This is a genomic window from Mycolicibacterium agri (assembly GCF_002553505.1).
GTDB lineage: Bacteria > Actinomycetota > Actinomycetes > Mycobacteriales > Mycobacteriaceae > Mycobacterium > Mycobacterium agri.
In genome coordinates, this window is sequence record NZ_PDCP01000024.1 from 78,350 (window position 1) to 90,809 (window position 12,460).

Genomic DNA, 12,460 nt, shown 5'->3' on the forward strand with positions numbered 1-12,460 from the left:
AATTTCTCGGCGATCATCACTGCGGCACCAACGGCGATCGGCAGGTATGCCGCGGTCAGCATCTGCTGGCGGCGCTTATCCATGGCGCGTCGAATCGGCCGCGGTGGGCTCGGCAGCACTAGATCCGTTGCGGGCAGGCAATTTCCATTCCGGTCGCAGGTAGTGGCAGGTGTATCCGCCGGGGAAGCGCTGCAGGTAGTCCTGGTGCTCGGGTTCGGCCTCCCAGAAGTCGCCGGCAGGCGTCACCTCGGTGACCACCTCGCCCGGCCACAGCCCGGAGGCATCGACATCGGCGATGGTGTCTTCCGCGACGCGCTTCTGCTCGTCGTCGAGATAGAAGACCGCCGAGCGGTAGCTGGTCCCGACGTCGTTGCCCTGCCGATTCTTCGTCGTCGGATCGTGGATCTGGAAGAAGAACTCCAGCAGCGCCCGGTAGTCGGTCTGCGCCGGGTCGTAGATGATCTCGACCGCCTCGGCGTGCCCGGGATGGTTGCGGTAGGTCGGGTGATCGTTCTCGCCGCCGGTGTACCCGACGCGAGTCGACACCACACCGGGGAGTTCGCGAATGAGTTCTTGGGCTCCCCAGAAGCAGCCACCCGCCAGGATCGCGGTCTTCGTTGTCATCGCTGCGCCTTTCTTATTCGGAATCAGCCTGATCCGCTGGAGCAGCGGCAGTTTCAAAGAGACTTAGGTAGCGCCCGTAACCCTCGGACTCGAGGTTGTCGCGGTGGATGAAGCGCAGCGCCGCCGAGTTGATGCAGTAACGCAGGCCGCCCTCCGAACGGGGTCCATCGGTGAAGACATGCCCTAGGTGGCTGTCGCCGTGGCGGGAGCGGACTTCAGTGCGCACCATGCCGTGGCTGGAATCCGATTTCTCGACGACGTTGTCGCCTTCGATCGGCGTGGTGAAGCTCGGCCAACCGGTGCCGCTGTCGAACTTGTCGACCGAGGCGAACAGCGGCTCGCCGGATACCACGTCGACGTAGATGCCCGGCTCGTGGTTATCGAGATACTCGCCGGTGAACGGCCGCTCGGTGCCGCTCTCCTGGGTGACGTAGTACTGCTCGGGACTCAATGCACCGACCGCGGCCGGATTCTTGTTGTAATCGTGTGTCACAGATGCTCCTCGTGAACTAGTTGCGGCCGGCCATGACGCCGCCGTCGACGTTGAGGATCGTGCCGGTGATCCAGCTCGCTTGTTCGGACAGAAGGAAGGTGATGGCGTTGGCTACGTCGGCGGGTGTCCCGACGCGGCCCAGCGGGTGGAGCGGTGCGAACGTCGCCAGCGTGGCATCGATCTCGTCTTTGGGCAGGAACCGTTCGTAGAGGGGCGTTTTCACCACCGCGGGTGCGACAGCGTTGACGCGGATCTGATGGCCGGCCAGTTCGATCGCCAGATTGTGCGTCAGGGCGTGCAGCCCCGCTTTCTGCATGGAGTACACCGACGACGGCGTCGCGCCAATGGCCTGATGCGCCCACATCGAGCCGACGTTGACGATCGAGCCGCCCGAAGCGTTCGTGACCATGTTCGACACCACGGTCTGAGTGAGGAAGAAAAGCGCGAAGTTCAACTCCAGATACGAGTCGTAGACGTCGGCGTCGTAATCCAAGAACGGTTTCGGGATGAAGAAGCCTGCCGCGTTGACCATCAGAGTTGTATCAGCGTGGTCCTCAGACAGTGCCCGCTGGACGTCGGCCACGGCGGACCGGTCGGTCAACTCGGCAGTGATCCCCCAGGCTTGGCCCCGGTCCTTCAGCTCGGCGACGGTGGCATCGACGCGGCCTTTCGAGCGCCCGATGACCACTGCGCTGCCTCCGCCGTCGATGACGTCGACCGCAGCTTGGCGGCCCATGCCGGCACTACCGCCGACGACGACGACTTTCTTGCCCTCGAATTCTGCACCCACCGTCAGACCCCTTTCCGGATTTCTTCACCTGCTACACCGCGGTCGGTGTGTGACGCGGGACATCGGTCGGCGCCGCGCAGGTCTGTCGGAAGTCGAGCCTGGCTGGTCTACGGGTGAGCTGTCTTCACCCTGCGATGCCAATCACCCGGGTGAAGACGGCCCGAGCGCCTTCGGCGGTCCGATCATCGGTGTCGGTTGCGTTCACCCGGGTGAAATTGCGAGCTGGGTGATGACCGCTCGCCCCGCGCCAATGAATGCTGACCCGGCAGGTCGGGAGCGGAGAGCCGCAATACACCGAACGGAAGGCGACTGATGATCGCGTTGAAAGCGTTTGCCGTACTGATCGCTGTGCTGATATTCGCACCCGTCGCACACGCGGACCCTGCGCCTGCGAACTCGGGTGAAATGCCGGTTGTCCGCAATGTGTTCGACCGACCCACCAACGTCCCAGGCAAGCTGCTGCGAGGAGTGGCCGTCAGCTATCCGCCGGGAACGCGCAGCGCACCTCACCACCACGCGAAATCGGCGTTCATCATGGCCTACGTCGTCTCCGGGGCGATCCGCAGCCAACTGGAGGGAGAGCCTGCACGTGTCTACCACCCCGGCGAAAGCTGGAGTGAGTCCCCCGGCGCGCACCATGTAGTCAGTGAGAACGCCAGCGCCACTGAGCCGGCCGAGCTACTCGCGGTCTTCCTGGTCGACGCCGGAGACGAGCCGCTGACCACGGACGATGCCGGCAGGTGACTCTCCATCCATGAACACCCCTGATCCCGTTCGGATAGTCCGGTTCGCGTTACGCCTGTCGCTCGCCGCAGGTTTTCTGTCCGCTGTCGCCGACCGATTCGGATTGTGGAAGGCGTTCGGGCAGGGCAGCTGGGGCAGCATGAGCGCCTTCGCCGATTACACCCACCAGCTTGCTCCGTTTGCGTCTGGATGGTTGTTGGCCGTCATAGTGTGGGCCGTCACCGCCACCGAAACGACCCTGGGAGTCCTGCTCCTGACCGGCTGGTGGCCGAGGCTCGTCGGTACGGCGACGTGTTTGGTGCTCATTGTGTTCGGTACCGCGATGGCGGTATCCCTCGGAGCCGAATCCCCGTTGAGCTACAGCGTTTTCGCGGCTGCGAGCGCAGGCGCGGCCTACGCGGTTCTCGACACATCGACGCACCGCTCCGCCGACGCCAGCAAGAACCCGCTGCAGCGAACGCAGTTCGGTAGGTCGTCACAAGCTCGCTGATCATCCGGAAGGAAGTTACGTGTGACCCGTGAACACTTCGACGTCGTGGTCATCGGCGGTGGGGTTGGCGGCGTGGCTGCCGTCCGCAAGCTCGCGGCCGCGGGCCTGGAGATTGCATTGGTTGAGGACCGTCTGGTCGGCGGAGAGTGTCACTACTTCGGCTGTAATCCGAGTAGAACACTGCTTCGTCCGATCGAGGTGCTCAATCTCGCCAAGGCGGTTCCTGGTGTACGAGAAGCTGTTTCGCACGAGGAATTCGACATTGCGGCAGTCCTCGCGAAACGGGACATGATCATCGAGCATCTCACTGATGACGACCGGACGGCATCACTGCAGCAAGCCGGTGCGGCAGTCTTTCACGGGGCCGGTCGGTTCACGGCCGAACGCACAGTGCGGGTCGCATTCGCCGATCAGTCCGAAGCCGTCTTGACCGCACGCCACGCGGTCGTGGTAGCCACCGGCACGCGTCCTTACCTGCCTGCGGTACCCGGTCTAGTACAAGCACGGCCTTGGACCAATCGGGATCTGACGACAATGACACGTGTTCCACCGCGCGCGCTGGTGGTAGGCGGCGGCCCCGTCGCCGTCGAAGGCGCGAGCATCCTGACCGGTCTGGGCTCGGAGGTAACACTCCTGGTACGTGGGACCAGCCTCCTGCCCACCTGGGAACCCGAAGTTCGTGACATGGTCGCCCAGTCGTTGCGAAACAGTGGTGTCGCAATTCATTTCGATACGGAGTTGTCGGCGGTGGACCGGCCGGTGACGGGTGGACCGGTCACCGCGACATTCCAAGGCCACACCATCGAGGTAGACGAGGTCGTCCTGGCCGCAGGACGACTCACGAACACCGACGACATCGGACTCGAAACCATTGGGCTGCCACCCGGCGGGGTCGTTCCCGTCAACGACCACCTCCAGGCGCTGGGCGTCACGGGCGGCTGGCTGTACGCCCTTGGCGATACCACCGGACGGGCACGGTTGTCTCATATCTCGACCTATCACGGCCGCCTCGTGGCCGAGATCATCGTGGCCCGTGCCGCTGGCCGAGAACTGAGGGACGACGAGTTGGCCGCCCATGACGCCGGCAGTGTCGCGCAGGTCATCTTCACCGATCCTCAAGTAGCCAGGGCGGGCCGCACGGAAAGGCAGGCCCTGGCAGAGGGATTCGCGGTGCGCACGCGTACCGCGGACTACCCCGGCACGCTCAGATTCCTCAACCTGTTGAGGGATGGCTTCCACGGCTGGGCGAAACTGGTCATCGACGCCGAGACCAACACACTGCTCGGCGCGACATTCATCGGCCCGCAGTTCTCGGAACTGATTCAAGCAGCGACCTTGGCCATCGTCGCGAAGGTGCCGGTCAGTCTACTGCGCCATGCTGTCGCGCCACACCCGACGACAAATCAGGTGTGGGATCTGTTACTTGCCGAGGAATCCGAATTCGCCTTACTACCGGTGAGCGGCGCACAGCCGATACAGAGGCCATGTTAGTAGCGGGGGTCCGCGCGTTTGGCGGCGAAGTGCAGACGTTCGACGTGGACGACCCGCAGCCGTTGGCCGTCGACGAGGTCCTCATCGAGGTTCGCAGCGCCGGTGTTGGTAACTGGGACGACATCATTCGCACCGGCGGGTGGGACGTCGGCACAAGTCCGCCGTTGGCGCTCGGAGTCGAGGCGGCCGGCGTCATCATCGCCGTCGGTGCTGAGGCGCGCGGAGTCCGTGTAGGCGACGAGGTGTTGTGTCACCCGGTGCCGCTACGCGGGCAGGGCGCGTGGGCACCGCGTCTGATCGCGCCCGTGTCATCCCTTGCCCACAAGCCATCTGAGATCTCCTGGGAGACAGCCGCGATCTTTCCCGTGCCCGCGTTGACCGCCGAGCAGGTCGTCGATGAGGCGCTGCATCTCAACGGTGAAGAGACCCTGTTGGTTCATGGAGCGGGCGGCATCACGGGCAGCCTCATTGTCCAGTTGGCTGCCCTGCGCGGTGTCGACGTGCTCGCCACCGCCGGCCCCCGCAGTGCCGACAGGGTGCTCGCCAGTGGCGCCCGCGAAGTCATCGACTACCACGATCCAGGTTGGCCACAACGCGCAAAAGCGTTGGCCAAGGGCCCCATCGACGCCGCCGCCAATGCCGCGCCAGGTGGCGCCGCCGCAGCGATGACCGTGCTTGCCGACGGTGGTCGGCTGGCCAGCATCACGCCCGACCACCCCGCATCCACCCGCGGCGTCGACGTCACCGCTGTCTACGTTCGTTCCGACGGAGCTCAACTCACTCGCTTGTCCGCGCTACTCGGCTCGCGTCGGTTGAGCATGCCAAACCCGCGTCCTTACCCCTTGCTTCAGGCCGCCGAGGCCTTGGCGCAAGTCGTGGCAAACCATGCACCGGGCGGAGTGGTCATCACGAACGACACCTGACGAACGGCGAGGACCAAGGCCCGTTCGTCATGCGGTGTCGACAGGTGCCCGACTCACCCGGGTGACCAGGCGGGCGGGGTGATGACAGCTCACCCCCTCAGGCCGCAGGCTCGGTACGACCGGAGCCGGACAATCGGCTCCCCGGCGCGGGAAGCCGTCAACGAGAAGCGAATACGAGACCGCACATGCACTTTGAGGGCAAAAAGGTGATTGTCGTCGGCGGCAGCGCTGGCATGGGGCGACAGGTAGCCGCCGACGTTGTCGAACATGGTGGCAGCGCCGTTATTGTCGGCCGCTCCACAGCCCGCGTGGACGACACCGTCGCCGAGCTGACGAGCCGTCGCGGCGAGGCCTGGGGCATCGCCGCCGAGTTGACGGACCGTGCCGCAGTCGCCGGTGTGCAGCGCGCGGTCTCCGAGCAGCACAGCGACGCGACATTGCTCGTCAACGCCGCCGGATTCTTCATACCCAAGCCGTTTCTCGAATACGAGGCGTTGTTCTACGACTCCTACATGGAGCTGAACTATGCGTTGTTCTTCGTCACCCAGACCGTCGTCGCGGGCATGATCGCCGGCGGACAGGGCGGCGCCATCGTCAACATCGGCAGCATGTGGGCGCATCAGGCCCTCGCTGTGACCCCATCGACCGGGCACTCGATGCAGAAAGCCGGGCTGCACGCGCTCACCCACAACCTGGCCATCGAGCTTGCCGACCACAAGATCCGCGTCAACGCGGTCGCACCGGCCGCCGTGAAGACCCCCGCTCTCGAACGGTGGGTGCCCAAGGGCGAGATCGACGCCACCCTTGACTCTTTCGCCCCGTCTCATCCTCTCGGACGGGTCGGGACCCCCGCCGACGTCGCCAACGCCATCACGTTTCTGCTCTCCGACCCCGCCAGCTGGATCACCGGCGCGATCCTCAACGTCGACGGCGGCATCATGGCCGGCCGCAACTGATTTCGACCAATCGCCGATAGGAGAGATTGTATTGGCAAACGACATCTTGAGGCCTGGCGGTCCGTCCGCCAAGGCGATCGGCCGCACCGAAGGCAAATACGTGTTTCTCGGGACCATCGGTGTCCGGCACATCCTCGACAAGGCTGCGACGCAAGGGCGATTCTCCGTCATCGAGCATCCGATGTCACCCCGGGCGCTCGCGTCGGCGCTTCACCGCCACCACAACGAAGATGAGTACAGCTGGGTCATCGAAGGACGCGTTGGCGCACTGCTCGGCGACGAGGTCATCTACGGCGAGCCTGGCGACTTCATCTTCAAGCCACGCGGCCAATGGCACACCTTCTGGAACGCTGGCGACGAGCCCGCGCGCATCCTCGAGATGATTTCCCCGGCGGGGTTCGAGCAATTCTTCGACGAGCTTTCCGACCTCGGCGGTGTCGACAAGATAGCGCGGGAGGACCTCGACGAACTCTGTGCGCGGTACGACCTGGAGATGGATGTCGACAGCATCCCCGAGCTGTGCGAGCGCTTCGACTTGAAGTTTCCCGGCGAACCCCTGTGATGGTCGATTCCTTCGAGACCGAAAGGTTTATGCATGGGAACTGATCTCCCGACCGCCGCAGCCGCGGGCACGCTGGAACTCGGCGGCCGCTTCACGGTGAACCGGCTGGGCTTCGGCACGATGCGACTCACCGGGCCCGGCAACTGGGGTCCGCCCCGCGACCATCAACAGGCCGTGGCAGTCCTGCGCCGCGCAATGGACCTCGGCGTCACATTCATCGACACCGCAGACTCCTACGGCCCGTTCATCGCTGAGGAGTTGATTCGCACCGCGCTGCACCCCTACCCTCCCGAACTCGTCGTGGCCACCAAGGCCGGGTTCCTTCGGACACGGCCCGACGCGACCAGTACGCCCTCGCCGGCATCCTGGACCCCGCTGGGCAAACCCGAATATCTGCGCCAACAAGTCGAGATGAGCCTGCGCAGGCTCAACACCGACTGCATCAAGCTGTTCCAGCTGCACCGCATCGATCCCGACTATCCCCTGGATGACCAGGTCGGCGAGCTCGCGGCGATGAAGGCCGAAGGCAAGATCGAACTGATCGGCCTGTCCGAAGTGAGCGTCGATGAACTCGAGAAAGCGCTGACCATCACGCCGATCGCCTCGGTGCAGAACATGTACAACCTCAGCGCCCGCGACGCGGACTCGCTCGTGACCTTTTGCACCCAGCACGGAATCGCGTTCATCCCGTGGTTCCCGCTGGCAGCCGGTCCATTGGCCGCTCCCGACGGACCGTTACAGAAGATCGCCGCCGCGCACCAGGCCAGCCCATCCCAGTTGGCACTGGCCTGGCTGCTCGCCCGCTCACCGACCATGTTGCCCATCCCCGGCACGTCTTCGGTGGAGCACCTGGACGAGAACATCGCGGCCGCATCGGTGGCACTTTCCGATGTCGACCTAGAAACACTCGACGCCCTATAACACGGTTCTCATCAGTTACCTATCACCGCATCCGCACCGAGGGAGTCCTGAGATGACCACGTTTGACCGCATCATGACCGGAGTCGGCGCACATATCGCTCCCATATATGCCGACGCTGTCTCCGTACCGGCAGGCGGCAGGACAGTTTTCGTCTCCGGCACGCCCGGCCTACGCGAAAACGGCACCGTGCCCGAAGACTTCATCGAAGAAGCGCGGCAGTGCTGGGCCAACGTCGAGGCCGCACTCGAGAAGGCGGGCGCCAAACTCACCGACATCGTCTATATGCGCCAATGGCTCACCCGCCGCGACGACCTTTCCGCGTACATGACGGTGAACCGAGAGCTGATCCAACACGATCCAGCAGCAATGCTGTGCATCATCGAGGGCTTGGTGTGGCCCGAGATTCACCTGGAGGTGGAAGCCATCGCCGTAATTCCGGAATGAGCGACTACCCCATCGTCGACCTGTCCACCGACGCACTGCTCACCACGACCCGCTCGGTGCGAAGACGGCTCGATTTGACCAGACCCGTTCCCATGGGCCTGGTCCGGGAATGCCTAAAGATCGCTGTGCAGGCACCCACGTCGGGCAATCTGCAGAACGCGAGCTTCATCGTGGTGACCGACGCCGAGCAGCGTCGGGCGATCGCTGATTTGTACCTTCGCACGTGGAAAATGATTGCCGCCTCCCCGTACGCTGTCGCCGACCGGTTCAAGGACGACCCCGAGCGCAATCGCGAACAGCGCAAGGTGTCCGACAGTGCGACGTATCTCGCCGAGCATTTCGGCGAGGTGCCCGTGCTTGTGGTGCCGTGCGTCGAGGTCATCGACGGTGACGGCCGGCTGACGGCTGAAAACGCCAATCAATATTGGAGTTCGGTGATGCCCGCCACGTGGAGCTACATGCTCGCGGCGCGTTCCCGTGGTCTTGGCACCACGTGGACCGGCGTGACGATCATGGCCGACGAGGAGATGCGGACGATCCTCGGCCTACCGAACAACGTCTATCACGCCACCGCGGTCCCCACGGCCTATTACACCGGCACGACTTTCCGCCCCGCCAAACGGATTCCGCTCGACGATGTGCTGCATTTCGACCGGTGGTGACCTGCGCACCCGAACGTCATCTCGCGTCGGGTGGCCGCCGCCGTGACAGTCCGCGAGGCGGCGCCGACCAGCCGCGCGATGGTGGTCGCCGTGATGGTGTCGATGGTCGCGTTCCTCGACTCCACGGTGATCAATCTGGCGCTGCCCGCCATCGAGCACGACCTGGGCGGCGGCTTGTCGTCGCAGCAGTGGATCATCGACGGCTACCTGTTGACGATGGCGGCCGCGATCCTGCCCGGCGGGTCCCTCTCCGACCAGTTCGGACGCATACCGGTGATGCGGTTCGGGCTGGTGACTTTCGGCGCGGGCTCGATTCTGGCGGCGGTCGCCACCTCACCGGGGATCCTGATCACAGCCCGTCTCATCCAAGGTTTGGGCGCGGCGTTTCTCGTGCCGGGCTCGCTGGCACTGATCAACACGGTCTTCGACAAAGCGCATCAGTCCGCGGCGATCGGCGTCTGGACCGGCTGGACGGGAACCGCTTTCGCGCTAGGGCCCCTGCTGGGTGGAATGTGCGTCGACTTCTTCGGCTGGCGGTGGATTTTCGTCTTGTCAGCGATCCCCATGGCGGTCGGGTATGCGCTGACGTTCTGGTTGTGTCCGCTGCCGGGGCGAGTCGAGGGCGCCCGGATCGATATCGCCGGGACGGGCCTGTCGGCGGTGGGGCTGGCCACGACCGTCTATGCGTTGATCGAATCACACCGCTACGGCTGGACCGATCCGGCGGTCATCACCCCGTTGGTGATCGGCATCGCCGCGCTGGCTGGTTTCCTGCGCCAGCAGCAACGCGACACGCAGCCGATGTTCCCCTTGCCGCTGCTGACGATTCGCAACTTCGCTGCGGCTAATCTCGTCACCGCGTGCGTCTACGGGGCGTTGACGCTGGGCTCGCTGGCGGTGGCGCTCTACGTCCAAGACGTCGCCGGCTACTCGGCCACGGCGGCAGGATTGGCCACTCTGCCGATCCCGTTGCTGTCGTTCGTGTTCGCGCGTCACGTGGGCCGCGTCGCTGCCCGGACGGGGCCACGCGTATTCCTGATCGCCGGCCCCGCCGTCGCTGGAATCGGCCTACTGCTGATCCGTCCGAAACCTGATGGCTTTCAGGCGATCACCGATCTGCTGCCGGGGATGACCGTGCTCGCCGTCGGGCTGGTCGCGACCATCACACCGCTGATGTCGGTGACGCTTGCCTCGGTCCCGACCCAACACAGCGGCGTGGCCTCAGCGATGAACAACGCCGTCTCGCGACTGGCCGCGCTGATGTCGATCGGGTCGGTGGGCCTGATCACCGGCGGCATGGCGAGCGCCACCGGATTCGCGCACGTGTTCCAGGTGTGCGCCGCACTATTCGCATTGGGCGCGCTGTTCGCCGCGCTGTCGATCACCAATCCCCCTGTCGGCTGCCGACCTGTCTCCTGCGACATCGCCGCGTTGTGCCGCGATCGCCCCGGTGTACAGCCCGCGCTCGTCAGCCGCGGCTGAATTTCGCTTCGATCCAGTCGGAGTATCGCGTGGTGAAGATGACGGCGTCGTCGCCGGGTGCGAGGGTGTGATCATCGATCAGCGCACCGAAGTACGGCGCCTGAACGTCGGTTACCACCTGGCGTGGATCCCCCGTTGCGGCCAGCCCCATGCGGACGAAGTCGTCCATTCCCATCGCTTCCGGGCCGGCAATCTCTGTTACGCCGTTCGTGGGGAGCCCGAGGGCCGCGCGAGCCACGGCGGTCGCGACGTCGTCGGCCGCGATGGGACGAAATGACGCGTGCGGCAACCTGACAACGTCGCCGTCTGTCGCGGAATCGGCCAGTCCGACTGCGAATTCGTAGAATGGCGTCGCTCGCACGATCGAATACGGTTGACCCGAGTTCCTGATCAGGTTCTCCTGAGCGGCTTTCGCGGTGTTGTAGCCGCTGGCAGGCATGCTTTGCGCGCCCACTACTGACAGCGCGACATGATGTCTGACTCCCGCGTCCCGTTCGGCAGACAGGAGATTCCCCGTCGCGGTTGTGAAGAAGTGCATCACGGGATCGTCGTCGAACAGTGGCGAATCGGCGACGTCTACCAGCACCTCGGCGCCAGCGACAGCGTCGGCGAGCCCCTCACCGGTGAGTGCATCGACACCTGACCGACGCGAGGCGGCGTTCACGTTGTGTCCGTACGCGCCGAGCTTGGCCGCGACTTTCGAACCGATCAACCCTCGACCACCAATGACCACTATCTTCATGACGATCAGTACAGTCTCCATTGTTTATCGGCGATGACGTCCTCGTCGCCGACGATGTGCATGGCCGCTTCCTCGGCAGAGGCGGCGCCACCGTCGATCCCGACGTCATAGGCGCGGTAATCGGTCGTGGAATCCGTTGGGTCGAGGTCGTATGCGACGAGCCGACCGGCGCGGCGGTCGCCGACCTGATCGTCGATGGCCTCGCCATCGCTGTCGGCGCTGTCGCCGATGCCGTCACCGTCCCACAGATCGGACACATCTGGCACTTCACGGGCCAGCCGGCGCGTCAAGCTCTCATGGGTGCGGGCTTCACGCTCGGTCAGTCCCCAGGCCCCGAGTTCTCGGGGACTTTCTGGTGGCGAATACCCTTCGTCCAGGTCGATGCCGGTCTGTTCAGAGTCCAGGCTTTCTTCCGGTACGAGCAGATGGGCTTCAACGTCATCGAACTCAGAATTCCCCATCGGTGCGGTCTCCTTTTCCCGTAGCGCTCTTCGCCGTCGCAGTGCCCTCCGATTCGGGTTGAGCATGCCGCACGAGCGGGTGAGTTATCGTCGCCCGCTTCGTCATTCACCCGGGGTGAGAAATCACCGAGTTCGGCGTTGCCCGGCGTGGACTTGGGAAAGCCAGCGCTGCGCGTCGAGTGCAGCACGACAGCCGCTGGCAGCAGCCGTCACCGCTTGGCGGTAGCGGCGGTCGATCAGGTCGCCGGCCGCGAAGACACCATCGACGGACGTATGGGTGGTGCCGTGATAGCGGGTCAGCACGTAGCCACGCGAGTCGAGGTCTACCAGTCCTGCGAGCAGACCCGAGCAGGGCGTCTGACCAATGGATGGCTATGTCAACTCGAATTGGCCCCGGCTGGGCGGTTCGAAGTGGCCCCGCCCGGGGAAGGCTGGAGTTGCCGTGCCTATTGAGTGAAGCTGGATGTATGCGTGTCGAACTTCTTACGAGCCCGGGGTGTCCGAATGCGGCGGCGGCTCGGCGCTTGCTCGGGGACTGTCTGTCCGAGGTTGGGGTGCCTGAAAATGTTGTGGTGGAAAGAGTCGGTGGTTATCCGTCACCGACCGTGCTCGTTGATGGTGTTGATGTCATGAAGCCGGGTACCGAGTTGATGGCTGATGCGTGCCGATTGGAC

15 protein-coding genes and 1 pseudogene are annotated in these 12,460 nt (G+C 64.6%); 10 read left to right on the forward strand and 6 right to left on the reverse strand.

Going from position 1 to position 12,460, the window contains the following annotated elements:
- Nucleotides 1-75: 75 nt before the first annotated feature.
- From msrA to CQY20_RS15215, 3 genes are read right to left on the reverse strand one after another with little or no spacing between them, the layout of a single operon-like run.
- On the reverse strand, nt 76-624 hold the full coding sequence (msrA, locus tag CQY20_RS15205) for a peptide-methionine (S)-S-oxide reductase MsrA (RefSeq protein WP_097940905.1): 549 nt from the start codon (nt 622-624) through the stop codon (nt 76-78).
- 13 nt (nt 625-637) lie between these two features.
- Nucleotides 638-1,117, reverse strand: coding sequence for a peptide-methionine (R)-S-oxide reductase MsrB (gene msrB, locus CQY20_RS15210; RefSeq protein ID WP_097940906.1), 480 nt, complete (start codon nt 1,115-1,117; stop codon nt 638-640).
- Between the two features lie 16 nt (nt 1,118-1,133).
- A complete protein-coding gene (locus CQY20_RS15215) occupies nt 1,134-1,907 on the reverse strand; it encodes an SDR family NAD(P)-dependent oxidoreductase (protein ID WP_097940907.1) in 774 nt (257 codons plus the stop codon).
- A 312-nt stretch (nt 1,908-2,219) separates the two neighbouring features.
- Here CQY20_RS15215 and CQY20_RS15220 point away from each other — a divergent pair, with 312 nt between their 5' ends.
- The 10 genes from CQY20_RS15220 (at nt 2,220) to CQY20_RS15265 (ending at nt 10,583) form a co-directional block, all read left to right on the forward strand.
- Nucleotides 2,220-2,651, forward strand: coding sequence for a cupin domain-containing protein (locus CQY20_RS15220; protein ID WP_097940908.1), 432 nt, complete (start codon nt 2,220-2,222; stop codon nt 2,649-2,651).
- A 10-nt stretch (nt 2,652-2,661) separates the two neighbouring features.
- The gene (locus CQY20_RS15225; protein WP_097940929.1) at nt 2,662-3,141 is read left to right on the forward strand and encodes a hypothetical protein; all 480 of its coding nucleotides are present in this window, start codon (nt 2,662-2,664) and stop codon (nt 3,139-3,141) included.
- Between the two features lie 21 nt (nt 3,142-3,162).
- Nucleotides 3,163-4,632: a dihydrolipoyl dehydrogenase family protein gene (locus CQY20_RS15230; RefSeq protein WP_097940909.1), complete on the forward strand. Its 1,470-nt coding sequence runs from the start codon at nt 3,163-3,165 to the stop codon at nt 4,630-4,632.
- On the forward strand, nt 4,626-5,555 hold the full coding sequence (locus CQY20_RS15235; protein ID WP_097940910.1) for an NADP-dependent oxidoreductase: 930 nt from the start codon (nt 4,626-4,628) through the stop codon (nt 5,553-5,555). The genes CQY20_RS15230 and CQY20_RS15235 overlap by 7 nt, the downstream gene beginning before the upstream one ends.
- Nucleotides 5,556-5,740: 185 nt before the next feature.
- On the forward strand, nt 5,741-6,511 hold the full coding sequence (locus CQY20_RS15240) for an SDR family NAD(P)-dependent oxidoreductase (RefSeq protein ID WP_097940911.1): 771 nt from the start codon (nt 5,741-5,743) through the stop codon (nt 6,509-6,511).
- Nucleotides 6,512-6,542: 31 nt separating this feature from the next.
- Nucleotides 6,543-7,073, forward strand: coding sequence for a cupin domain-containing protein (locus tag CQY20_RS15245; RefSeq protein ID WP_234816256.1), 531 nt, complete (start codon nt 6,543-6,545; stop codon nt 7,071-7,073).
- Between the two features lie 33 nt (nt 7,074-7,106).
- Entirely contained in the window at nt 7,107-7,994 is an 888-nt protein-coding gene (locus CQY20_RS15250; protein ID WP_097940912.1) for an aldo/keto reductase, read from the forward strand.
- A 52-nt stretch (nt 7,995-8,046) separates the two neighbouring features.
- The gene (locus CQY20_RS15255) at nt 8,047-8,439 is read left to right on the forward strand and encodes a Rid family hydrolase (RefSeq protein ID WP_097940913.1); all 393 of its coding nucleotides are present in this window, start codon (nt 8,047-8,049) and stop codon (nt 8,437-8,439) included.
- Entirely contained in the window at nt 8,436-9,101 is a 666-nt protein-coding gene (locus CQY20_RS15260) for a nitroreductase family protein (RefSeq protein WP_097940914.1), read from the forward strand. Before CQY20_RS15255 ends, CQY20_RS15260 begins: the two co-directional genes overlap by 4 nt.
- Nucleotides 9,102-9,143: 42 nt before the next feature.
- The gene (locus CQY20_RS15265) at nt 9,144-10,583 is read left to right on the forward strand and encodes an MFS transporter (protein ID WP_234816257.1); all 1,440 of its coding nucleotides are present in this window, start codon (nt 9,144-9,146) and stop codon (nt 10,581-10,583) included.
- Here CQY20_RS15265 and CQY20_RS15270 read toward each other — a convergent pair.
- From CQY20_RS15270 to CQY20_RS15280, 3 genes and pseudogenes are all read right to left on the reverse strand, one after another.
- Nucleotides 10,570-11,325: an SDR family oxidoreductase gene (locus CQY20_RS15270; protein ID WP_097940932.1), complete on the reverse strand. Its 756-nt coding sequence runs from the start codon at nt 11,323-11,325 to the stop codon at nt 10,570-10,572. The two genes, CQY20_RS15265 and CQY20_RS15270, sit on opposite strands and share 14 nt — an antisense overlap.
- A 5-nt stretch (nt 11,326-11,330) precedes the next feature.
- Nucleotides 11,331-11,786, reverse strand: coding sequence for a DUF5709 domain-containing protein (locus CQY20_RS15275; protein ID WP_097940915.1), 456 nt, complete (start codon nt 11,784-11,786; stop codon nt 11,331-11,333).
- A 123-nt stretch (nt 11,787-11,909) separates the two neighbouring features.
- A pseudogene (locus CQY20_RS15280) lies at nt 11,910-12,155 on the reverse strand (NAD(P)/FAD-dependent oxidoreductase); the annotation flags it as partial.
- Nucleotides 12,156-12,460 lie beyond the last annotated feature (305 nt).